We start from the raw sequence: 23,368 nt of genomic DNA on the forward strand, positions 1-23,368 counted from the left end.
CCCTAAATCTTCTGCTGCGCCTTGAGCCGCTTTTTCATTATCACCTGTTGCCATAATTGGTTGTATATTGTTCTCTTTAAGAGCTTTTATTAACTCTTTGCTGGTTGGCTTTAATTCGTCTCCTAAAGCTACAGCACCAATCGCATCATCGTTTTCTACTAATATACTAAGAGTTGCTCCTTTTGGAACATCAATATCCAAATTACGTCCATATGATTTTTGGCTGATTAATTGATAACTATGGCCCTTGGCTTTACCTTCTACACCAGCACCGGAAATCACATCAATTGAATCAAATGATACTGGACGTATATCTTGCTTCTCGGCGAAACTAATAATTGATTGAGCAATTGGGTGGCTAGAACCTCCTTCAATACCTGCTAGTAAGGCAGTGATTTCCTCTTTTGTATATTTGTCATTAAGAAGTTTTACATCTAACACTTTAAACTCACCAGTTGTTAAAGTACCCGTTTTATCTAAAATCATCACATCCGCATCTTGAGCTATTTCTAGAGCCTCACGGTCTTTTACTAGTAAGCCACGGCTAGCTCCTAAGCTTGTGCTACGGGCGGTTACCAATGGAATAGCAAGACCTAATGCGTGCGGACAAGCTATAACTAATGTTGTGATAGCAAATTTTACTGCCGTTGGAATATCCGCTATAAGAATCCATACTACAAAAGCTATTAGTGCGGCAGTTACCGCAATATAGAACAGCCACCCTGCAACTTTTTGAGCAATATTTTCTGCACGAGAAGGTTGACTTTGAGCTTGGCTGATTAAATCCTGTACTTGAGAGATAAAGGACTTATCACCTGTCTCATTCACTTTAATATAAAGAACCCCTTCTCCATTTGTTGAGCCTCCGATTACTTCATCGCCAGGACCTTTTTTAACTGCTTTTGATTCTCCAGTCAAAAGAGCTTCATTTAGACGTGATTCTCCACGCTCGATAGTTCCGTCTGCTGGCACATTTTCTCCGGCTTGAACACGAATTAAATCACCTACCTTTAAGTCAGCAACTGGACGTGTTTCAATTGAATCATCTTCTAACACAACGTGAGCATCTTTTGGTACCAACTTAGCCAATTCTGTTTGTGCATCTCCTGCTTCTCCGATAGCTTTCATCTCAATCCAGTGACCTAATAACATGATTAATAGTAATGAAGCAAATTCAAAGAAAAAGTCCATCACGTTGCCACCTGTCACGTATCTATTGATAACAGTATAAATACTATATACATATGAAACGCTCAATCCTAAAGAAACCAGAGCCATCATTCCAGGTTCTTTTTGTTTAAATTCGTCAACTGCACCTTGATAGAATGGGCGTCCACCATAAATAATTAATATAGTAGATAAAATAGCTACTACAATATCAGAATATGGAAAAGTAAACTGGAATGGTAGGTCAAACCCAGCCATAGGGGATAAGAGCATAATAATGATTCCTAGTGGTAATGACTTTAAGAAAAGTTCCTTAAAGTTACCGTGATGATGATGCTCATGTCCACCGTGCCCATGGTGAGCATGATGGTCGTGATGTTGATCCTTGTGGTCTCCATGTTCTTTCGTGCTTACGTGCTCATGTTTTGAATGATCCATGTCGCCATGATTATGGTGACTGTGGGATGAATGTTTGTTGTTATTGTTCATTTTAAGTTCCTCCTTATACTTAATGATGATGTAAATGACATTCGCATTGTCCTTCTGGACAATTGCAATCCACTTCTTCTACTGCGAAAGATTTTTTCTTCTCTAATATTTTTTCTAGTCGATCTATATCATCGAAGCTTAAAACATGATCTTCAATGATGTCTCCTATTACATTTCCGACTTTCTTATTGCAAATACGGTTAAAAATATCTTCTGTATAATCTCTTACAGCTTCTTTTTCTTCAATATTTGCAGTGTAAATAAACTTTCTACCTTCTTGGTCTGTATTTAGTATGCCTTTTTCAACTAATCGACCTAAGATCGTTTTGATAGTGGATTGTGTCCAATCCATTTTTTCTTTCAATACGGAAATGACTTTTTTACTAGTTACTCGATCATTTGCCCAAACTACACGCATGACTTCCCATTCAGCATCTGTGATATGAGTATTATTTACTATTGCATCCATTTTCTTTCCCTCCTTTCTGTTTACAATTGTAGATTTAATACTTAAAATAAGTTTACTCTTGTAAACCAATCGTGTCAAGTATTTTTAATAAATTTAAGCAACGCTTATTGCGATTGTTTTCCAATTTCTTCCCAGTATGATTTATAAGGTAATCATTGATTTACATTTATTGCTTTTTTAATTCCTTATTTTTAATAATATGATAAATATGATGATACATTTTCTGAATTTATTGTTTGGCTAAATATATAGTCATAAATTTCTCAAATTCTATCCTTTCGTTTTTAATGGTAGTTTGGTTTAATTCACTGCAGGAACTTTACTCTAAATTTGTAGATTTATTTAAATGAAAGTTGTGCAATTGATTTATCTTATTAATAAAAATCTGGAGAAGTTTTTCAAAGAATATAGGGCCTATTGTTTAAAAATTAGTGACTATGTAAGGTTTTCAACCGATTTTTATTCTGTACTTTTATCCAATGGATTTAATGGGCTAAAACTTTGAGATGGTGTTAAGAATCAAGGAGAAGATTAAAAAGTGATTTTATGTAAACTGGTTATTGTGCAAGTTTCGAAGGTTATATAGTAATAAACTTAAAATTTGTCTTTATATAAAGATTATAGAAGAAATCTTCACACAATAACTATTAAGCATGAAGATATCAATGTAAGAAAAGGTGATAGAATCAAGTTAAGTTGATAATATAAAAGTGAATATAGGGCTTTGTCTTAAATTCACATCCCCATCAATGACAGAAATACCAGATAGGATAATACTTCTGTCAAAAGAAAAGATTGAATTTATTGAAACAAAAAGACCTGGAAGAGAACCAAGACCAGTTCAAAAAAAGAATAAGGCCATTTCAAAAATTAAATTTTAAGATTTATGTTCTTGATTTTAAAGAAAATATTGATGAAATAATAAAGAGAATCGAAGATTATAACTTGGACTACACTCTACGTAAATATCAAAACTATCCTACTGAATTTATAAAAGAAAATAGAAAATCGTCACTTTTACTAGATATAGGTTTAGACAAGACGGTTATAGGCCTAATGGCTATAAAAGATTTATACTTTGATGCTTTTGCAATTTCTAAAGTTTTAATTATAGTAATATTAAGAGTTGCCAGATATACTTGGAAAGAAGAGGTAGAAGGTTGGTTCCACCTTGATATTTTAAAATATTCAGTATTAATAGGTTTTGAAGGCGAAAGATTGTACAAAAGTCAGATGTGAAATACATTAAAACAAGGAGGGGATCTTAGTGAAGGTTGTTTATGGTTCTGTGTATGGACACGCACAAAGATACGCTGAAAGTTTCGCAAATAGTTTTAATACAAAGTCTATAAGTTACAAAAACATCGATCGCTTTAAAAGTGAAGATTTCATTGTATATTTTGGGAGCCTTTATGCAGGTGGTGTTAAAGGACTAGAAAAAATAAAGGGAATACCTAAAAATTTTATTTTAGTCACAGTAGGGCTTTCAGATCCAAACAAATCTGAAAACATCATAAGTATAAAGAAATCTATAAAATTATCCGAAGAGAAGCTTGATTTTGACATAACAAAAGTTTTTCATTTACGTGGCGGTATCGATTATAAACATTTAAAATTGCATCACAAAGTTATGATGAGACTACTGTACATGAAAATAAAGAACATGCCGCAAGAGGAGTCTAACGATGAGAATAAAACCATGATCAATACTTATGGAAGTAAAGTTGATTTTGTTGACTTGTCTGAACTGGAGCCTATTAAAGAATATGTAAAAAAATATAGTTTGTAAAAGGTAATTAAAAATACCATTATGGGCATTTATTATGCTCCAACACGTCGACTTAAGCCAGCATACAAGGATTAAAAAACTCAAATATTATCCACAATATATTCTCAAACCACTGAGAAGCTGTTTTGTTGCTATAAAGAAAATAAGTGTCTACAAGGAGGAAAAAAGATAAAGAAAATAGGAAGTGTTAGTATATCTAATGTTGTTTTGGGGGAAAGTTTTATTGAGCATGAAATAAAAATATGATTAGACAGATTAAATAAGTTAGGAGTAGAAATAGAGTTTTTACCTAATTCTTTGAAAGGCATTGATTATTTAAAGAATCATCAAGAGGCTATGGTATTTTATTTATACAAATAATAATTATATATTATAAGTAAATTTAGATTTAGAGATGATTTAATACATAAGAAATATACTAATGGATATATTCTTACATACGAAGCTTACTTAAAATATTAAAATTTATCCATACTGACCACTTAAGCTATGTAGAGACGGTAGCTCTATTGTCCAAACTAAATACAGAACATCATTTTTTTGAATTACCCTTATTATAACCTTTCATTTCCCACTTCTCATAATTAAGAAATATAGTTCTTTCGCTTTCAATCAGTAGGTTAATGGCGTTCTCTAAGGGTTGACGAAATAAATTATAAATAAATTCACCTTGTGCTAGTGCTGTGATTAATTTAGTGTTGAAGTCTCTCATAAGGGCCTCCTGTTTGTGATTGTTTTGTCTTAATTTCAATCTTACAAAAGGGAGGTCTCTTTTTCTATGGAGACTTCGAGGTTACACAAGATAATTTACGCTATAAATGTTGGTAATGTCAAATTTTTTGTGTAAACTCTAACTTGTAAATTTTGTCTTCTAAATTCACCATCTACAATTAAATCGTAGATTTGGTTGTAGATGGTGAATCACTTATTTTCTCTATCATCATTTTAAGCTCATATCTTACCAAACCAAATCCTATGTGGGTCCTATTTGAAAATTTATTATTATATTCTGATACTAGTATATAGATTGCTTTATCAAGGCTTTCTTCATTTGGGAATTGAACTTTCTGTTTTAGCTTTCTTTTTATATCCTTATTGAAATTTTCACATATATTATTGGTATACAAGCTTCTTCTTATTGCTTTTGGAAATAGCATAAAGGTGGATAAATTATCTTTTCCTTCTATCATTTTTCTTAGTTTAGGATATCTAACTGACCATCTTGATAAAAACTCAGTCAATCTTTTTTCTGCTGTTTCTATATCATCTGAGGTGTAGATTAGTTTGGCATCATTTGCTACTTCTAGTTTATCTTTTGCCCTTACTTTATTTTCTATATTCCTCATTAAGTGTGTCCAGCATGTTTGATGTTTTGATTTTGGGAATATATCTGTTACCGCTTCTTTTAATCCTACTAGTCCATCACTTACAAAGAGTAATACATTTTCTAATCCTCTTGATTTTAAGTTTATTAGCATTTCTTTGTAGTTATTAGCTGATTCTTCAGGGAATAATGAATAGTCTAGTACTTCTTTGTTTCCGTTTGGATCTATACCAATTATTACATGAAGAGCTTCTTTTGCTACTGAATCCCTTCTTACTGGTAAGTATGTAGCGTCGCAATACAAGACTACAAAGTCTTTTTTTATTTTTCGATTGTGATAAGCTTCTATTTCATTTTTCATTACTTTTGAGATGTTTGATATGGTTGTTGGAGAATAATTGTTTCCATACATTTTTTCTAATAGATCTGCTATTTCTCTTGTAGTTATACCTTTCTTATATAAAGTGATGACCATATTCTCAAGATTATCTGTGTTTCTAGCGTATGCTTTTACAGTTTCTTGTTTAAACTCACCTGCTCTATCTCTCGGTATTTGAAGCTCAAGTTCTCCAAATCTAGTTTTTAAGTTTCTATGATAATATTCATTTCTAGAATTGCCCGATCCATAGCCTTTGTATTCCCATTTTTCATAGTCTAAAAATACTGTTAGTTCTGATTTTAGTAAATCATTGATAGCTATTTCTAACTGTTGCCTAAAAAATTCATTGATATCTAATCCTTGGGCTAGTATTTGCATTAAATCTGTGTTAAAATTATTCATAAGAGAACTCCTTGTTAGTTTATGTTTTTCTTTTATTTCTTAACAAAACTTTACAAGTTTGAGTTCTCTTTTTCCATTTTACACATAATATTTTATACTATGGATTTTTACTAATCAAATAAATATAAAACGTTTTTATTAAAAGGCAAATATACTTATAAAGTACAAAATGTAAATATTATTGGCGATATGTATTATCAGGTTAATTGTAAGTAGGCAGAAGAGTATTATAATAAAATTAATACTCCAAAAAGAGAGCTATATATTATGAAAGTTACAAGTCATGGACTTATGGTGTCTAAATCAAATGAATTTTCAGATTTATTAGATTTAATATTTTAAAAGTATAAGTGGGTTTATGTATGCTCTCTGAAAGATGCAGCTAAAAAAGACAAGATATTCAGTGAAATTTTTAAAGGAGTAATTTCATGTATAAATTATATCAAAAAAATGAACTAGCTTTTGCCCTAGTTTGGGTTGGAATCTATTGTGTTATTATGACACCGCTTAGAGGACAATTTGGTGATGATAGCATTTTCATGGCACTATCTCTAATTGTTATGGCAATGACTATCAGTTTGTGGATTCAAAAACACAAGTTGACAGAAAAATACGGACTTAGTGCTTTTCCTAAAGATTGCAAAAGATACATTTACTTTATCCCGATGTGGATTCTTATGACGGGAAATTTGTGGGGTGGATTAGCTCTATCACATGGCGGTCTTGCTCAAGTATGGGCGACTATTTCCATGATCTTATTTGCCTATATTGAAGAAGTGATTTTCCGAGGTCTTTTGTTGAAAGCCATGCTAGCAAAAAGTGGGGTAAAAGAATCGATTATTGTAATTTCTATAACATTTGGTATAGGACACATACTAAATCTATTCACAAGTCAAGCCGGAGTTGATACCCTAATTCAGATTCTCTTTGCTATAGCATGGGGATTTATCTTTACTATGGTATCATATAAGAGTAAGAGCATATGGCCATGTATCGTTGCACATGGATTTATTAACGCCAGCTCCAAATATGCCATTGAGAATACAGAAATGAATTGGCTTTTTATAATTACCACGGTAATCACTGCCGTGTTTTACTGTCACTATCTATGGAAGCTGAATGACAAAAATATAGTTTAGAAATAGCTTAATTCAATTTCTAAACTATAATTTATTTTCATCAACACGAATTGACAAAGAACCTTTCTTTTTACACAATTATACGGACTCTATCCGTTTTCTTTATGGATAAATTTTAAATGATGTTAAAAGCTGAAATGTTTTAGGAGGAGCAATGGATAGCAAATTAGTAATACCTAGTAGTAGATTTAAAAATATAATATTAAGTTTGGCTGGCATTCTTATGACACTTATGTCAGGATTTCTGCTATTAATTGTATATTATTCCGGTAGTATTTTATATAATATATTCACATTGATTTTTGGGGTATTTGGAGTCTTGTTTTTTGGACCAGCAACCTTATTTTCCATTAAAAATATTTTCGTGAGTAAACCAGTCTTAATTATAAATAAGGATGGATTTTACGAGAATTCAAGCATGTTGTCTATGAAAAATTCTTTGATAAGTTGGGGATCAGTTCGAAAGATAAAAAATATGCCTATGATGGGTCAAGGAATGGTATCAATATTTATGAAAGATCAGGATGCATATTTGGATAAGTTACCATTATTTAAAAGGTTAATAACTAAAATGAACATTAAATTGGGATATGGAGAGATAACAATTAATATGAATCAAATCAAGAATATGGATGGGGAAGAGCTGACTGAAATTATGAATGAATATCGAAAGAATCGTCGTAAACGCAAATCTTAATTTTAAGGATATTGATAGGTTAAGGATTTAGAAGATGTTTTGCAACACAATTTTTCTATTAGATTGGATATTTTTTTACTTGTACTCCTTGTATATACATTTTAACATGGTTGTGAGTAGAGCTTTTTCAATTCTTTGATATTTTTTAAAGACATCTGTTAAAAATTTACCATCTCTTATTCTAGATATTCTAAGGGCAGGAGTTCCTATTTTTATTGTACAGTCACTTTTATATTAGCTATTACTGTAAGTGCTTATATTAGGTTCCTTTGATAAGAATTATTTTCTAAGTACTCATCTCTTTATTTTTCCATAAACTCATTAAAAACCTTGATTAGATTAGTTTTTGGCATATTGTTTTTTTGACTTCAGCATTGATTAAATTTGAATATCTTCTATGGTAAATGCAAACTGTCGTTGGTTCATTTGTCAGTCTTAGTTAGTATTTGTCGTTAAAACAATGTACTAGTTTTGGTTCAAATGACATTTTCTTTTTACATAATTATACGGACTCTATCTGGTATACTTAAAATAAGATATGAGAGAATTTTGAGAGGGAAAAATGAAAAATATATTAATTATAGAAGACAATCAAGATATAGCCATACAAATGAAAAAATATTTACTTAAGAATGGATATGGAGTTGAAATTGCCAAGTCATTTTATGAAGCTGATTACAAGATGAATATTGATATAGATGTGGCACTTCTCGATATAAATTTACCTGACAAGGAAGGTCACAACTTGATTGATAAGCTTAAGAAAAAAGATATTAGAGTTATTGTAACAACAGTTAAAAATGATGAAGATTTTATAATTGAGTCTCTAGATCAAGGAGCAGACGACTATATAACTAAACCATTTTCCCTTGCCATATTAAGGGCAAGAATTGATGCGGTTTTAAGGACAATACCTATATCACAAGATAAAAGTATATCTTATAAGGATATAAAAATAGATTTAAATCAGTCAAAAATTTATTTTAAGGGAAATCTAGTAGATTTAACTTCGCTTGAATATGAAATCCTAGTCTTATTTATTAAAAATCCCCATCGAGTTTATACCAGAAGTCAGCTGCTTGAAATGTTTTGGGAAGATAGGGATAAGTTTGTAAATGACAATACCCTTACATCAACTATTAAGAGAATCAGAGAAAAGCTTGATAGGGAAATTATCACTACTGTTAGAGGAATTGGTTATAGGATGGATTAAATGCTATATGTATTATGGATAATAAGTCTTTTTCTTCTATATTATTTTTTAGAAAGAAGAAAGAAAAATAGAATAAATGAGCTTATAGATCTGATAGAAAACATGAAAAATCAAGACTATAAAATTCCTATGAAACAAGACGATTTTTCAATTTTGGAAGATAAGATTTACAAACTTTTTATAGAAATAGTAGAAGCCAAAGAGACGACCACTAAAAACAGCGAAAAGCAAATCGAATACCTAGAAGACATCGCCCATCAAATCAAAACTCCCATCACATCAATGCTTTTTTCCATAGAAAATTTGGAGATGGACTTTCCAGATAATGGAGATATAGAGATTTTAAAAAGGCAAACAATCAGATTAAACTCACTATCAGATATTTTGCTCAAACTATCAAGCCTTGATGCAAACAAAAATCTTATGAAAAAAGAACAAGTCCGTTTAGATGAATTAGTGGATTATGCTTTAGATAGCTTAAACTTAAAGAGATCTATAAAGATAGAAAAGAGAACGGATTTAAAAGAAAATAGCATCATTGGAGATTTTTATTGGCTTGCAGAAGCTCTGATTAATATTGTGAAAAATGCTGATAATAGACCGACTTGTGATAAAATCAAAATTTTATCTCATAAAAATCCTCTCTATACAAGCCTAATCATTGAAGACAATGGCGGTGGAATAGAAAAAGAAAATATGAAAAAAATCTTTAAACGCTTTTATAAAACTCCCGACTCAAATGGCTTTGGAATAGGTCTTGCTATGGCGAAGACAATTGTTGAGAAAAATAACGGAGAAATTTCTGTTTCGAATACAAATTCTGGAGCAATATTTGAAATTAAATTTTATAATGTCACCTAAAAATCACTTTACTTTTATATACTTACCTTAAGATAAGAAAAAGGAGGCAAGTATGGAAATTTTAAAAGTAGAAAATTTAAGAAAAGAATATGGAGAGGGAAACTCCAAGGTAATTGCCTTAGATGGGGTTGACCTCACAATAGAAAGAGGAGAATTTGTCGCCATTGTAGGACCGAGTGGGTCTGGTAAATCAACACTTCTACATATCATAGGAGGAGTGGATAATCCGGATGATGGCAAAGTTTATATAGATGGTAACGACATCTCAAAGTATTCCTCAAAAGAATTAGCCTACTTTAGAAGAAGAAAAGTTGGGTTAATTTATCAGTTTTATAATTTGATACCAAATTTAACAGTTCGTCACAATATAGAGCTTCCATTAAAACTTGATAAAAGGAAAATCAATCAAGATGAATTTTCAGATATAGTAAAAAAACTTGGTATAGAAAGTAAACTTGGCTCTTTTCCAAGTGAGCTTTCAGGAGGTCAGCAGCAGAGAGTTGCCATAGCGAGAAGTCTTATCTATAGTCCATCTATTATATTGGCAGATGAACCGACTGGAAACTTGGATAGAAAAAATTCTAAGGAAATAATTGAAATTTTTAAATATTTTAATAAAACCTTAAAACAGACGATAATCCTAATCACCCACGACGAAGAAATAGCCTTAGAAGCAGATCGTATCATTACCATAGTAGATGGGAGAATCATAGGAGATGAAAGAAATGAATAAGAAGAATTTTCCTATTTTTATTTCACTATTTATTGTAAGTTTATTTTTCACAGTGGTTTTTTACTTTGGATATAGAAGCTTGAGATCCAACTATGGTAATTATATGGCTTCAAGCTTTTATCATGGGGAGATTAAAGAAGAACTCTCAAATGAAGATGTTGAAAAACTAAAGTCCATTGAAGATATAGACTTGGTCGGAAAAATGTCTCTTAAACCTGACAACGGAAAACTTGCTGACGATTTAGTCGTTATCAACTACCAAGACGAAGCAATCAATAAGATGAGAGAGTATTCAAGACTTACCCACGGCAGGTTTGCAACAAAGGAAGACGAAATTGTACTATCTGAAAGCCTAGTAAAGAAAAATAATCTTAAAATAGGCGATCGTGTAGAACTTGATTTAGGCAAAAGGTTTCTAAATGGCGAAGAGATAGGTGCCACAAGTGCAAATACTGACAGAGAAAAATTTGAGAGCCAAGGTTCTAAGAGTTTTACTTTAGTTGGTGTTTATGGAGATGTCTACAACAAGTACAGTAAACTAAGTTTTGCTTTAGGGTTACAAGATAAAATGACCATCTTCAGGACTTTTGTAAAATTTCATTCTTTCGAAGAAGCATATAGAGATAGAGATAAAATTCAAGCAGAAATCAATCAGACCTTGGGTAAAAAAGTTACTTTAGAATTTTCCGAAAGTCTAATAAACTATTACGGAGTAGAAAACGAACCCTTACAAAACATAATGAGCAAGGCCGTTCTTGTTCTATCAGTTCTTGGATGCATGGCAATATTTGTGTTTTTTATAAAAAACATCTTTTGGGTTTGGGGGCTAAGAAAGATAAGAGAGCTTTCCATTTACAAGTCTATAGGATCTACCAATGGACAAATATATCTCTTGCTCCTAAAGGAAGGACTTATTATAACTGCAATTCCAATACTCTTAGGACATCTTGTAGGCTTTTTCTCTATATATTATCTGTACAAATACATTCAAATAGACATACAATTTAGTGAATTTAATCTAGTAAAGTTTAATCCCTTATTAAGTTTAGCAATAATTTTGGTTTCTTTTACAATTGTGGCACTAGCCATTAAATCCCCTGCGAAAAAGATTTCTAAAATAAATATTATAGACGGCATAAGAGGAAATATAGATTTTTCAAAATCAAAGAAGAAAAGAGCCAAAGATTTTTGGAAGGAATTAAAACTCAATAACTTAGCTTCAATAAAATCACAAAGATATATTTCTGCAATAGGGATAATAATTATCTCATTGTTTATAATCATCATAGGTATATCAAGTTACTACAGAGATTTTTCGTTTTACGATGATGGCTATAATTTCTCTGTTGATTATTTTAGCAAAAATAACCAAGTACCAAAAATATTAAAAGAAATTGTAGATAAAATTTCTAACGAGAAGTCATATATTTCAAAAGATAAGCATGTTCAAGTGGAAAATACAAACGAATTTTCAAAACAAGCAAAGACAGCTGGATTAGACGAGGAAGCTAGAAAGAATATAGAAAAATATAAGTCAGAGGGTATGGATGGCTTTATCATCGCCTTGGAAGAAAAAGACTTAAGAGAACTTGGAGGAAAGAAGGGCGAATTTATTCTCTACAATACAATTCAAGAAGATTCTTCTATTCCAATAGCTAAGGCAAAGAGAATTCCATATTTTGAAAATCCACAGACTTTAGACATTAACTTAAATGATTATAAGAAGACGATTAAAATTTCAAATACAATAACAGATTTGGGAAAATATAAGTCGAGAACAAGACCATTTGATGTAAAAGTTTATACAGATTTTGACACTTATTTTAAACTTATGGAAGAAGCAGGTGATGAAAAATACAAAAATTATGCCTATAATTTAAATATGAAGATAAAAGATTCGGATACCAAAGATGTAAAAGAATATGCAGAGGCCATGATTAGAAGTAAAATCTCACCAGAAGATCGCTTTAATATAACAACAGGTGAGGAAACCGCAAAAAATGAATATAATGATTTGAAAAGTCTAATAAAAATTGTAATAGGAATTGCTTCAATCATCTTTGTACTAAATATCACCAATGGCTACTCGTCCATTAATTTAAGTCTTATGAGCAGAAAAAAAGAAATCGGCAGTCTTTACTCTTGTGGTATGGATGTAGATGAGTTAAAGAACATCTATCAAAAGGAATTTATTGAAGAACAGGTAAAATCCTTTATAATTTCTATTATTGTGAGCTTAGCCGTAATGCTTATAATATCATTAGTAGCCCCTGATTTAAGAATGGGTACTTTAATAAAATATTATGACTATAAAAGCTTCTTAGGATTTTCACTAGTTGTCTATGGTATTAACCTAATCATCTATCATTTTTCATTAAAGAGAATCTTAGATAGACCGACCATAGATTTAATTCGAACAATATAACCTCAAAGAAAGAGGATATTATGAGGAAGAAAATCAGCAAGAATAATCTGTAGTTGAAATCGCATTTTTGGTGATTTCTGACCTACTTTCAGCAGAGATATTTGAAAGCTATACAGGTCAAAGACCAGCTAGATTAAAATCCATGTTTGTTTGCCCAATTATTGGACAAGTAGGTTTAATATAGGGTACAAAGGGAAAGTAAAGATTGTTATAGTGTTGAATATTCTGTTAATCTTGTTACTTCCTATAGCAATGCTTGTAGGTCATCCAATATAAGTAATGCGATTTAAACAAGAAAATGATAATCTAAACAGCTCTTTTATGGGCTGTTTTTTCTTAGCTTAAGAATGATATAATATATTATAAGATGCGTATTTATTGCTCATTCCCACATTTAAGTCTTATGAGCAGAAAAAAAGAAATCGGCAGCCTTTACTCATGTGGAATGGATGTAGACGAGTTAAAGAGTATTTATCAAAGAGAATTTATTGGGGAGCAGGTGAAGCCTTTACAATTTCTATTATAACAAGTTTAGGTCTTATATTTGTAACATCATTAATCGCTTCTGATTTAAGAATGAGTACTTTAATAAAATATTATGACTGCAAAAACTTCCTAGGATTCTCACTAGTCGTCTATGGTATTAAACCTATCTTCGGAAGAAATTTGTTTAGAAGAACTGGTAGATTATGCTATAGACAGTTTAGACTTAAAGAGATCTATCAATATAAAAATAGAGAAGAGTTTAAAGGAAAATAGTATTTGTGGAGACTTTTATTGGCTGGCGGAAGCTCTCATTAATATTATAAAAATGCTGATAATAGATCCGCTTGTGATAAAATCACAATTTCATCTCATAAAAATCCTCTCTATACAAGCTTAATCATTGAAGACAATGGTGGTGAAATAGAAAAAGAAAATATGAAAAAAATCTTTAAACGCTTTTATAAAACCCCTGATTCAAATGGTTTTGGAATTGGTCTTGCTATGGCGAAGACAATTGTAGAGAAAAACAACGGAGAAATTTCTGTTTCGAATACAAATTTTGGAGCAAGATTTGAAATTAAATTTTACAATGTCACCTAAAAATCACTTTACTTTTATATACTTACCTTAAGATAAGAAAAAGGAGGGCAAGTATGGAAATTTTAAAAGTAGAAAATTTAAGAAAAGAATATGGAGAGGGAAACTCCAAGGTGGTGGCCTTAGATGGGGTTGATCTCACAATAGAAAGAGGCGAATTTGTAGCCATTGTTGGGCCGAGTGGATCTGGTAAATCAACACTTCTACATATCATAGGAGGAGTGGATAATCCGGATGATGGCAAAGTTTATATAGATGGTAACGACATCTCAAAGTATTCCTCAAAAGAATTAGCCTACTTTAGAAGAAGGAAAGTTGGGCTAATTTATCAGTTTTATAATTTGATACCAAATTTAACAGTTAGACATAACATAGAACTTCCATTAAAACTTGATAAAAGAAAAATAAATCAAGATGAATTTTCAGATATAGTAAAAAAACTGGGTATAGAAAGTAAACTTGATTCTTTCCCAAGCGAATTATCAGGAGGTCAGCAGCAAAGAGTTGCCATAGCCAGAAGTCTTATCTATAGTCCATCTATCATATTGGCAGATGAACCGACTGGAAACTTGGATAGAAAAAATTCTAAGGAAATAATTGAAATTTTTAAATATTTTAACAAAACCTTAAAACAGACGATTATCCTAATCACCCATGACGAAGAAATAGCTTTACAAGCAAATCGCATTATTACAATAGTCGATGGAAAAATTGTAGGAGATGAAAGAAATGAATAAGAAGAATTTTCCAATTTTTATTTCCTTATTTATTGTAAGTTTGTTCTTTACTGTGGTTTTTTATTATGGTTATACAATTGTTAAATATAATAATGAAAGTTTCATGACCGTAAATTTTTATGATGCAGAACTTGAAGGGAACTTAACAAGTAATGATATTGAAAAAATAAAAGATATTAATAATATAGAATTTATAGGTGAAATGTCCATAAACCCTGAATCGGCAAAGTACAAGAATGATTTGATTGCCGTAAATTATCAAGATAATGATATAAATAAAATGAGAGAGCATTCAGATTTACTTGAAGGACGCTTTGCTAGAAATGATGGAGAAATAGTTTTATCTAAAAGTCTAGTCGAAAAAAATAAGCTAAAATTAGGAGATAAAATACAGCTTGATTTTGGGCATAGACTAATAGAGGGTAAAGAGATAGATGCCATAAGTACTTTTACTGATAAGGAGTTTTATAATCTTAGTTTTAGTAAAGACTTTGAGGTAGTTGGAATTTATGAAGATGTCTATAATAAATACAGTAGAGTTAATTATGCTTTAGCACTGAAAAATGAAGATGATTCAGGCAAAATAGTATTAAAGTTTAATTCGTTTGAAAACGCTTATGATAACAAAGTAAATCTACAAAATGAAATCAATAAAAAATTAGGTAGAGATGTTCCCTTAAATTTCAATCCTAATTTAATAGATTACTACGGTGTTGAGTATGACTTTCCCCATAATATTTTAACTGAATTAGGAACCATTCTTTCTGTAATAGGGGCTATATTACTATTTGTATTTTTTGTAAAAAATATATTTAAGGTGTGGGCTTTTAGGAAAATCAAGGAACTTTCTGTATATAAGTCTATAGGCACTACGGATTTTCAGATATACTTGTTACTATTAAAAGAAGGTATTTTTCTATCTGTTCTACCTATATTAATTGGTCATATCTTTGGATACTGTCTTATCTTAAAATTGTTTAGGCATCTTGAGATTGATCAAGGGGTCGAAAACTTGGTATCTAGTTATTTCAGTCCTTTACTTAGCCTAGCGATTGTTACAGTAGCTCTTTTAGTAGTAGTATTTTCTATTATTCAACCAGCAAAGAAAGTTTCAAAAATACCTATTATTGAAGGTATAAAGGGAAATTTAAACTTTAATAGCTTTAAGAAAAAAAGATCTAGGAATTTATGGAAAGAATTAAAATCAAATAATCTTGATAGTATTAAATCACAGCGTTATGTTTCTGCTATTGGTGTCATTATAATTTCTGTTTTAGTTATTATTGTGGCAGTAACTAAATATAACAGAGATTTTTCTTACTATGATGCAGGCTACAATGTAATAGCTAGTTATTATAGTGAAAATAGGAGCGTTCCTAAAGTTTTTAAAGAAATTGAAAAAGAAATTCCAAATGATAAGTCCTACATTTCAAAAGAAAGTTATATTCAGGTAGATAATGATTTAGAATTGTCCAAAGAAGCTATTAACATGTCTCTAGATCAAAAGTTAGAGTATTATTTGAAAAAGAGTCATTCAAGCCAGTTGAATGGGATGCTTATAGCTTTAGAAGATGAAGACTTTAGTAAATTGGGGGCAAGTAAGGGAGAATTTATTCTTTATAATATGGTACAAGAAGACCCAAACACTCCAGTAGCTAAAGCAAATAAAATACCATATTTTAATAATCCGAAAGATATAAACTTACAGATAGGGGAGGATTTTCAAAAAAGTATAAAAATTTCTAAAACTATAGATGATTTGGGAAACTATGATTCAATAACTTTGCCATTTTATGTAAAAATCTACGCAGATCTCGATACCTTCTTCCAACTTATGGATGAGTCAAAAGATGAAGAACTTATTAATGCTCCGTATGTATTAAATATGAATGTAAAAGACTCGGATATGAGAAATGTAAAGGATTATTTGGATAATAAGATAAGGAAATCGATAATGCCAAATGAAAAGTACGATATTAACACAAAAGCAGATATTGAAATGAATCGAAAAAGTGATCTAGAATCTTTAAAGAAAGTCGCATTTGCGATGGCTTTCATTATTTTTATTCTTAATGTGACAAATGGTTATTCATCCATTAATTTAAGTCTCATGGGTATAAAGAAGGAAATTGGCAGCCTTTATTCATGCGGTATGGACGTAGATGAGTTAAAGAATATTTATCGAAAAGAGTTTATAGAAGAGCAAATAAAATCATTTATTGTTGCCGGAATAACCACATTAGTAGTCATGTTTGTAATATCTCGTATAGCTCCTAATTTAAGCCTTAATGTATTAATAAGATATTATGACTATAAATTGTTTCTTGGATTTTCTATTGTGGTATACGCAATCAACTTACTAATCTATAATTTTTCTTTAAAGAGAATTTTAGACAGACCAACAATTGATTTGATTAGAACAGAATAGTTTCAAAGAAAAAGGAGGCAAGTATGGAAATTTTAAAAGTAGAAAATTTAAGAAAAGAATATGGAGAGGGAAACTCCAAGGTAATTGCCTTAGATGGGGTTGACCTCACTATAGAAAGAGGTGAATTTGTAGCCATTGTAGGTCCTAGTGGGTCTGGTAAATCAACACTTCTACATATCATAGGAGGAGTCGATAATCCGGATGATGGCAAAGTTTATATAGATGGTAACGACATCTCAAAGTATTCCCCAAAAGAATTAGCCTACTTTAGAAGAAGGAAAGTTGGGCTAATTTATCAGTTTTATAATTTGATACCAAATTTAACAGTTCGTCACAATATAGAGCTTCCATTAAAACTTGATAAAAGGAAAATCAATCAAGATGAATTTTCAGATATAGTAAAAAAACTTGGTATAGAAAGTAAACTTGATTCTTTCCCAAGCGAATTATCAGGAGGTCAGCAGCAAAGAGTTGCCATAGCCAGAAGTCTTATCTATAGTCCATCTATCATATTGGCAGATGAACCGACTGGAAACTTGGATAGAAAAAATTCTAAGGAAATAATTGAAATTTTTAAATATTTTAACAAAACCTTAAAACAGACGATTATCCTAATCACCCACGACGAAGAAATAGCCTTACAAGCAAATCGTATCATTACCATAGTAGATGGGAGAATCATAGGAGATGAAAGAAATGAATAAGAAGAATTTTCCTATTTTTATTTCACTATTAATCGTAAGTTTATTTTTTACTGTGGTATTTTATTATGGTTATATAAACAGACAAGCCAACTATGGTTATGCCATGTCAAATAATTTTTATCATGCTGAGATTAAGGATGAGTTATCAAATGATGAAGTAGAAAAACTAAGGTCTATTGAAGATATCAAATTAATTGGAAAAATGTCCAATGACCCTGATAATGCTAAATATAATAATGATTTACTTGTCATTAATTATCAGGATGAAGCAATAAATAAAATGAGAGAGTATTCAAGACTTCAAAAAGGTAGATTTGCAGAAAATGAAAATGAAATTGTTCTATCAGAAAGCTTCATAAATGAAAATAGCATTAATTTAGGTGAAGAAATAAAACTTGAAATAGGTAAAAGGTTTATAGATGGGGAAAAAATAGGACCTACTAGTGCAAATACTGATAAGGAAAAATTTAAAAAAGTTTCCACTAAATCTTTTACTGTAGTAGGAGTTTATGGGGACGTTTATAACAAATATAGTAAACTAAACTTTGCTTTAGGATTACAAGAAAAGATGTCATCCTTTAAAACATATGTGAAGTTTGATTCATTTGAAAAAACTTATAAAAATAAAGAAAATATTCAGGAAGATATAAATAATAAGCTTGGTAGGGATGTAGAGCTAGAATTTTCTGATGGATTAATATATTATTATGGTATCGAAAATGATCCTTTACAAAAAATTATGAGTAAAGCGGTTATAGTATTATCTATACTTGGATGTATAGCCGTCTTTGTATTCTTTATAAAAAATATCTTTTGGGTATGGGGTCTTCGAAAAATTAGAGAACTGTCTATATATAAATCTATAGGGTCAACTAATGGTCAAATTTATTTGATGCTTTTAAAGGAAGGGTTAATTATATCAGCCATTCCAATAGTTTTAGGTCACATAGCTGGTTTTTCTTTTATATATTATCTGTATAGAAATTTACAAAAAGGTGAGGGAGTAAGTGCCTTTGAAGTAGTAAGATTTAATCCATTATTAAGTTTAGCCATACTATTTGTTTCTTTTATAATTGTTGCTTTGGCTATAAAATCTCCTTCAAAAAAGATTTCTAAAATCAACATTATAGATGGTATTAGAGGAAATATAGATTTTTCCAAGTATCAGAAAAAGAAGAAACAGAACTTATGGCAAGAACTAAGAATTAACAACTTAGCTTCAATAAAATCACAAAGGTATATTTCAGCTATTGGAATTCTAATCATCTCAGTATTTGTAATTGTAATAGGAATTGGAAATTATCTTAGAGACTATTCGTATTATGATAATGGATATAACTTTTCTGTAGATTATTATAGTGATAAGGATGTAGTGCCATCGGTACTAAAAGAAATTGATGAGAAAACTCCTAATGAAAAATCCTATATTTCTAAACAGAAATATGTAATAGTTGAAAATAATAAAGATTTTTCAAAAGAAGCTAGGAATGCAGGATTAGATAAAGAGGCTGAAAAAAACATTGAAAAATATAATGCGGAAGGAATGTATGGATTTTTGATAGCCTTAGAAGATGATGATTTAAAAGAGCTTGGAGGAAATAAGGGAGAATTTCTACTTTATAATATGATCCAAGAAGATTCTTCCATACCTATATCTAAAGCAAAGAAAATTCCATATTTTGAAAATCCAACAAGTCTTGATATAAGTATTGGAGATGATTATCAAAAAAATATTAAGATTTCAAAGTCAATAAGAGACTTGGGAAAATTTAATTCCAAAACCATGCCTTTCGATGTGAAAATCTACACCGACTTTGATACATTTTTCAGTCTAATGAAAGAAGCAGGCGATGAAAAATATAGAAATTATCCTTATATTTTGAATATGAAAGTAAATCACCTCGATGAAAAAGATACAAAAGATTATGTGGAAACCTTAATTAGGGGACAAATTTCACCTGAAGATAGATTTAATATTACTGTAGGGGAAGAGCTAGAAAAGAAAGAATTTGAGAGTCTACAAGACCTAATGAAAATTGTGCTAGGTATAGGATTAATAATATTGGTTTTAAATATTACAAATGGATATTCATCTATAAATCTAAGCTTGATGAGTAGAAGAAAAGAAATAGGAAGCCTTTATTCTTGTGGAATGGATTTGGATGAACTTAAAAGGGTTTATGAAAAAGAATATATAAATGAACAGATAAAATCATTACTTATAGTTATGTTAACTAGTATTGGTGTAATGTTTATAATTTCTATATTCTCATCAAGATTGACTTTTGTAAATTTACTTAAATATTATGATTACAAAATTTTTCTGGGATTTTCTTTAATAGTATATTGTATAAACTTACTAATCTATCACTTCTCCTTAAAGAGAATCTTAGACAGACCGACTATAGATTTAATTCGAACAATATGACCTCAAAGAAAGAGGATATTATGAGGGATAAAATCAACAAAAATAATCTGTAGTTGGAATCGTAATTTTGGTGATTTTTGCCTACTGCTAATCTACATCTTTGAAAGCTATACAAGTCTAAGACCAAGTGGACTGACATCAATGTTTATCTGCCCAATAATTGGACTAATATGTTTGATAGTTAAGATAAAGAAAGAGGATAAGTAGATTAAATTATTTAATATACTTTTAATCTTCTTACTGCCTATAGCCACGTTTGTAGGACAGCTAATATAAGTAATGAACTAGATGACGAGATAATAATCTAAACAGCTCTTTTATGGGCTGTTTTTTCTTTGTTTAAGAATGATATGATACGTTCTAAGATGGATATTATTTTTATAAGAACCGATCCTGCTGGAAACATTAAAGCATACAAGGAAAAATCTACAGATAAGATAGATGATGGGGTTATTGCTACAATCATGGCCCTTGATAGAGCGATAGGATGTGGAAATGATGCAAGTGAATCGGTTTATGATGATAGGGGATTGATTGTTTTTTTAATTTTCGTTATACATGCAAAGCAAACTTGACAATAAATGCAAAGCAAACTATACTTATAGTGAAAAGTAATTTATGTATTTAAAGAAGGTGGTTAATTGAAGACAAGGATAGCTGAATTAAGAAAAGAAAAGAAAATATCACAAGCTGAACTGGCTGATATTGTTGGAGTTACAAGGCAAACTATTACATCTATAGAAACTGAAAAATACATAGCGTCTTTGCCATTAGCCTATAAGATAGCTAAATATTTTAACTTAAAGATTGAAGATGTATTTTATCTAGAGGAGGAATAATGAACTTAGAAAATTATCATGAAGTATTGAAAAAAAGAGAAAGATTATATAAATCTTATATAAGTTTTGCACTGATATTTTGGGGAATAGGAAATTTTTTATTAAAGGATCAGGCGAGGCTCAATGATTCAGCATTAGGATTTATTAATGGCTTAACATTAGGAATAGAAATAATCTGTGTTTTCTGGGTGTTTAAAATTAGAAAAGCTTTAAAAGACGATAAAATATTAAGAAAATTGTACATTGATGAACATGATGAAAGGAAAAATTTTATAAAACTAAAATCAGGTTCTAATTTAATAGGGAAAATAGTACTTGGAATTTTTGTAGTTTCTATTTTAGCTAGTTATTTTAATATGGTTGTTTTTTATACACTAGTAATAGCTGGAATTTTACTAATAATAGTGAGTTTGTCACTTAAATTTTATTGGAGAAAGATGATATAAAATTTTAAGTAGAGCCACGTGAAGGAGGTAGTAATATAAATATTTTAAATTTTTTGGTTAGTAAAATTAGGTTAGACGCTTTTAAATTACTTGGATAGTAAAATTAAGCTAGACACTTTTAAATGAAATAAAAAGCCATTTATGATACACTTAAATTACACAAAAAAACATTAAGGAGTACCAAAATGGCTTACAATCATCTTACCATAAAAGAGTTAATTTGGATAGAGCAATACTATAAATCTGGAGAAAAAGTTACAAATATATCAAAATACTTATCAAGAGCAAGACAAACAATATATAATGTCGTAAATTGGCTAAAAAAAGGTTTAACTATACAAGACTACCATGAAAACTACAAGAAAAATAAGTCTAAATGTGGAGCCAAAACCAAACAATTAAGTGGTAAAGAATATGATTATGTCCTTGATAAAGTAAGTAAAGGATGGACTCCTGATGTAATAGTAGGCAGAGGTGAAATGAAACTATCGATGAGTTCAAGAACACTCTACAGAAGGTTCAAAGATGGAACTTTGGAAGCAAAACTTCTACCAATGAAGGGTAAAAGAAAAAAGAATGATAGTGTTGAAAAAAGAGGAAAACAAGCATTTAAGAGAAGTATTCATGGTAGGAATAAATCATATCCTAATTTCAAAAATGAATTTGGGCATTTTGAAGGGGATACCATAGTGGGCAAGGATCATAAAAGTTGTGTAATAACTTTAGTAGAAAGAGTATCCAAAGCAATAATAACTTTAAAACCAGAAAACAGAACGGCGAAAGCAATAGAAAATAGGCTAAATAGTTGGTTAGATCAAATTCCTAAACACCTTGTAAAATCAATAACATTTGACTGCGGAAAAGAATTTTCAAACTGGAAAAGTGTATGCAATAAGCATGATATATCAATATTCTTCGCAGATCCAGGCTGCCCAAGTCAAAGGGGGTTAAATGAAAATTCGAATGGGTTATTAAGAAAAGATGGATTACCAAAACAAACTGAATTTAGGCTAAAAAGTGAGGCGGATATTGTTTCTGTAGCTAGCTACAGAAACAATATCCCAAGAAAGTCTTTGAACTACAAAACACCGTTAGAAGAATTTATGAATTTAGTGTATTCTGTCTAGGTTAATTTGACAATTGAAAAAATGAAATAAGTATTCAAATTATATGCAAAAAGATAATATCGAAAATATATATTGTCTCGGTGGGTATGAAATTATAAGGATTACTTATTCAAAATTATTAGAGATCTTAGGAAATCCTAATTGATAGCAATGGGGACCTCCTACTATACTCATAGCTAAAATTTTATTAATAAACATCCAAATTTTTACCAAATCTTCTAACTTCTTCATCTAATTTTTCAAACAGATAAAAAAATACGCTAAACTTATAAACTCTTCCAAAGATGTTTAAAATTTTATAAAAATTGAGTATAGAAGAAAATGACTTCTATTAATTCACGATCTATGACATGAAAGGCATAATTTTCTTTAAAACCACTAATAACTACATAAATCTTCTTCTTTATAAGATTTATTATCTAAAAATCGAATTTTGTAGACGCTAATTAGCATATAATAAGATAGAACAATCTAAGCATTTTATGGATT

The 23,368-nt window shown here is 30.2% G+C and carries 21 protein-coding genes and 2 pseudogenes (1 of these 23 running past the window's edge); 18 read left to right on the forward strand and 5 right to left on the reverse strand.

Annotated elements, in window-relative coordinates; translation table 11 throughout:
* Nucleotides 1–1,656, reverse strand: the 5' portion of a protein-coding gene (locus C7D97_RS01300; RefSeq protein WP_105300346.1) for a heavy metal translocating P-type ATPase. Its footprint begins 438 nt before the window's first position; only the first 1,656 of its 2,094 coding nucleotides appear in the window; it begins with the start codon at nt 1,654–1,656; its stop codon lies off the left edge, out of view.
* Between the two features lie 19 nt (nt 1,657–1,675).
* The gene (locus C7D97_RS01305) at nt 1,676–2,125 is read right to left on the reverse strand and encodes a CopY/TcrY family copper transport repressor (RefSeq protein WP_105300347.1); all 450 of its coding nucleotides are present in this window, start codon (nt 2,123–2,125) and stop codon (nt 1,676–1,678) included.
* A gap of 795 nt (nt 2,126–2,920) precedes the next feature.
* On the opposite strand from C7D97_RS01305, the gene C7D97_RS10685 reads away from it, so the two are divergent.
* Both C7D97_RS10685 and C7D97_RS01320 read left to right on the forward strand, forming a co-directional pair.
* The gene (locus C7D97_RS10685; protein WP_240308876.1) at nt 2,921–3,364 is read left to right on the forward strand and encodes a DEAD/DEAH box helicase family protein; all 444 of its coding nucleotides are present in this window, start codon (nt 2,921–2,923) and stop codon (nt 3,362–3,364) included.
* A 28-nt stretch (nt 3,365–3,392) separates the two neighbouring features.
* The gene (locus tag C7D97_RS01320) at nt 3,393–3,914 is read left to right on the forward strand and encodes a flavodoxin domain-containing protein (RefSeq protein WP_205408047.1); all 522 of its coding nucleotides are present in this window, start codon (nt 3,393–3,395) and stop codon (nt 3,912–3,914) included.
* 532 nt (nt 3,915–4,446) lie between these two features.
* Here the strand turns inward: C7D97_RS01320 and C7D97_RS01330 are convergent.
* Both C7D97_RS01330 and C7D97_RS01335 read right to left on the reverse strand, forming a co-directional pair.
* On the reverse strand, nt 4,447–4,626 hold the full coding sequence (locus C7D97_RS01330; RefSeq protein WP_105300349.1) for a hypothetical protein: 180 nt from the start codon (nt 4,624–4,626) through the stop codon (nt 4,447–4,449).
* Nucleotides 4,627–4,804: 178 nt separating this feature from the next.
* A complete protein-coding gene (locus C7D97_RS01335) occupies nt 4,805–6,019 on the reverse strand; it encodes an IS256 family transposase (RefSeq protein ID WP_105300350.1) in 1,215 nt (404 codons plus the stop codon).
* Between the two features lie 428 nt (nt 6,020–6,447).
* On the opposite strand from C7D97_RS01335, the gene C7D97_RS01340 reads away from it, so the two are divergent.
* Together C7D97_RS01340 and C7D97_RS01345 are read left to right on the forward strand one after the other, a co-directional pair.
* On the forward strand, nt 6,448–7,158 hold the full coding sequence (locus C7D97_RS01340; protein ID WP_105300351.1) for a CPBP family intramembrane glutamic endopeptidase: 711 nt from the start codon (nt 6,448–6,450) through the stop codon (nt 7,156–7,158).
* Between the two features lie 154 nt (nt 7,159–7,312).
* Entirely contained in the window at nt 7,313–7,855 is a 543-nt protein-coding gene (locus C7D97_RS01345; protein WP_105300352.1) for an STM3941 family protein, read from the forward strand.
* Nucleotides 7,856–7,930: 75 nt separating this feature from the next.
* Here C7D97_RS01345 and C7D97_RS10795 read toward each other — a convergent pair whose 3' ends face one another.
* Entirely contained in the window at nt 7,931–8,071 is a 141-nt protein-coding gene (locus tag C7D97_RS10795; protein ID WP_158679140.1) for a transposase, read from the reverse strand.
* 346 nt (nt 8,072–8,417) lie between these two features.
* Here C7D97_RS10795 and C7D97_RS01350 point away from each other — a divergent pair, with 346 nt between their 5' ends.
* The 14 genes and pseudogenes from C7D97_RS01350 to C7D97_RS01420 all read left to right on the forward strand — a co-directional run bounded on the left by C7D97_RS01350 (nt 8,418) and on the right by C7D97_RS01420 (nt 22,879).
* Nucleotides 8,418–9,068 (forward strand): response regulator transcription factor, encoded by a 651-nt coding sequence (locus tag C7D97_RS01350; RefSeq protein ID WP_105300353.1) that lies wholly within the window; start codon nt 8,418–8,420, stop codon nt 9,066–9,068.
* Complete coding sequence (locus C7D97_RS01355; protein ID WP_105300354.1) at nt 9,069–9,929, forward strand: sensor histidine kinase; 861 nt, start codon at nt 9,069–9,071, stop codon at nt 9,927–9,929. It begins immediately after the preceding gene.
* A 52-nt stretch (nt 9,930–9,981) separates the two neighbouring features.
* Entirely contained in the window at nt 9,982–10,662 is a 681-nt protein-coding gene (locus tag C7D97_RS01360) for an ABC transporter ATP-binding protein (protein WP_105300355.1), read from the forward strand.
* Nucleotides 10,655–13,087, forward strand: coding sequence for an ABC transporter permease (locus C7D97_RS01365; protein ID WP_105300356.1), 2,433 nt, complete (start codon nt 10,655–10,657; stop codon nt 13,085–13,087). Before C7D97_RS01360 ends, C7D97_RS01365 begins: the two co-directional genes overlap by 8 nt.
* Nucleotides 13,088–13,478: 391 nt before the next feature.
* Nucleotides 13,479–13,741 (forward strand): annotated as a pseudogene (locus C7D97_RS10570) (ABC transporter permease); the annotation flags it as partial.
* Nucleotides 13,737–14,173, forward strand: a pseudogene (locus C7D97_RS01375) (sensor histidine kinase); the annotation flags it as partial. The pseudogenes C7D97_RS10570 and C7D97_RS01375, both read left to right, overlap by 5 nt.
* 53 nt (nt 14,174–14,226) lie before the next feature.
* A complete protein-coding gene (locus tag C7D97_RS01380) occupies nt 14,227–14,907 on the forward strand; it encodes an ABC transporter ATP-binding protein (RefSeq protein ID WP_105300357.1) in 681 nt (226 codons plus the stop codon).
* A complete protein-coding gene (locus C7D97_RS01385) occupies nt 14,900–17,335 on the forward strand; it encodes an ABC transporter permease (protein ID WP_105300358.1) in 2,436 nt (811 codons plus the stop codon). The genes C7D97_RS01380 and C7D97_RS01385 overlap by 8 nt, the downstream gene beginning before the upstream one ends.
* 23 nt (nt 17,336–17,358) lie before the next feature.
* Entirely contained in the window at nt 17,359–18,039 is a 681-nt protein-coding gene (locus C7D97_RS01390) for an ABC transporter ATP-binding protein (protein WP_105300359.1), read from the forward strand.
* The gene (locus C7D97_RS01395) at nt 18,032–20,467 is read left to right on the forward strand and encodes an ABC transporter permease (protein WP_105300360.1); all 2,436 of its coding nucleotides are present in this window, start codon (nt 18,032–18,034) and stop codon (nt 20,465–20,467) included. The genes C7D97_RS01390 and C7D97_RS01395 overlap by 8 nt, the downstream gene beginning before the upstream one ends.
* A gap of 350 nt (nt 20,468–20,817) precedes the next feature.
* Nucleotides 20,818–21,042 carry a hypothetical protein gene (locus tag C7D97_RS01405; RefSeq protein ID WP_240308877.1) on the forward strand — a complete coding sequence of 75 codons (225 nt, stop codon included), beginning with the start codon at nt 20,818–20,820 and terminating at the stop codon, nt 21,040–21,042.
* Nucleotides 21,043–21,108: 66 nt separating this feature from the next.
* Nucleotides 21,109–21,306, forward strand: a complete 198-nt coding sequence (locus C7D97_RS01410) for a helix-turn-helix transcriptional regulator (RefSeq protein WP_105300361.1) — start codon at nt 21,109–21,111, stop codon at nt 21,304–21,306.
* Complete coding sequence (locus tag C7D97_RS01415; RefSeq protein WP_105300362.1) at nt 21,306–21,752, forward strand: hypothetical protein; 447 nt, start codon at nt 21,306–21,308, stop codon at nt 21,750–21,752. Before C7D97_RS01410 ends, C7D97_RS01415 begins: the two co-directional genes overlap by 1 nt.
* Before the next feature lie 185 nt (nt 21,753–21,937).
* Nucleotides 21,938–22,879: an IS30 family transposase gene (locus C7D97_RS01420; protein ID WP_105300363.1), complete on the forward strand. Its 942-nt coding sequence runs from the start codon at nt 21,938–21,940 to the stop codon at nt 22,877–22,879.
* Nucleotides 22,880–23,368: the final 489 nt, after the last annotated feature.

Source organism: Anaerococcus marasmi, from assembly GCF_900290195.1.
In the GTDB taxonomy this organism is placed as follows: Bacteria; Bacillota; Clostridia; order Tissierellales; family Peptoniphilaceae; genus Anaerococcus; species Anaerococcus marasmi.

Excerpts from the sequence above, each read along its gene's own strand:
- C7D97_RS01420 (WP_105300363.1), top strand. The coding sequence starts at position 21,938 with ATGGCTTACAATCATCTTACCATAAAAGAGTTAATTTGGATAGAGCAA.
- C7D97_RS01385 (WP_105300358.1), top strand. The coding sequence starts at position 14,900 with ATGAATAAGAAGAATTTTCCAATTTTTATTTCCTTATTTATTGTAAGT.
- C7D97_RS01350 (WP_105300353.1), top strand. The coding sequence starts at position 8,418 with ATGAAAAATATATTAATTATAGAAGACAATCAAGATATAGCCATACAA.
- C7D97_RS01355 (WP_105300354.1), top strand. The coding sequence starts at position 9,069 with ATGCTATATGTATTATGGATAATAAGTCTTTTTCTTCTATATTATTTT.
- C7D97_RS01395 (WP_105300360.1), top strand. The coding sequence starts at position 18,032 with ATGAATAAGAAGAATTTTCCTATTTTTATTTCACTATTAATCGTAAGT.
- C7D97_RS01335 (WP_105300350.1), bottom strand. The coding sequence starts at position 6,019 with ATGAATAATTTTAACACAGATTTAATGCAAATACTAGCCCAAGGATTA.
- C7D97_RS01380 (WP_105300357.1), top strand. The coding sequence starts at position 14,227 with ATGGAAATTTTAAAAGTAGAAAATTTAAGAAAAGAATATGGAGAGGGA.
- C7D97_RS01405 (WP_240308877.1), top strand. The coding sequence starts at position 20,818 with ATGATACGTTCTAAGATGGATATTATTTTTATAAGAACCGATCCTGCT.
- C7D97_RS01305 (WP_105300347.1), bottom strand. The coding sequence starts at position 2,125 with ATGGATGCAATAGTAAATAATACTCATATCACAGATGCTGAATGGGAA.
- C7D97_RS01415 (WP_105300362.1), top strand. The coding sequence starts at position 21,306 with ATGAACTTAGAAAATTATCATGAAGTATTGAAAAAAAGAGAAAGATTA.
- C7D97_RS01365 (WP_105300356.1), top strand. The coding sequence starts at position 10,655 with ATGAATAAGAAGAATTTTCCTATTTTTATTTCACTATTTATTGTAAGT.
- C7D97_RS01360 (WP_105300355.1), top strand. The coding sequence starts at position 9,982 with ATGGAAATTTTAAAAGTAGAAAATTTAAGAAAAGAATATGGAGAGGGA.
- C7D97_RS01330 (WP_105300349.1), bottom strand. The coding sequence starts at position 4,626 with ATGAGAGACTTCAACACTAAATTAATCACAGCACTAGCACAAGGTGAA.
- C7D97_RS01340 (WP_105300351.1), top strand. The coding sequence starts at position 6,448 with ATGTATAAATTATATCAAAAAAATGAACTAGCTTTTGCCCTAGTTTGG.
- C7D97_RS01390 (WP_105300359.1), top strand. The coding sequence starts at position 17,359 with ATGGAAATTTTAAAAGTAGAAAATTTAAGAAAAGAATATGGAGAGGGA.
- C7D97_RS01345 (WP_105300352.1), top strand. The coding sequence starts at position 7,313 with ATGGATAGCAAATTAGTAATACCTAGTAGTAGATTTAAAAATATAATA.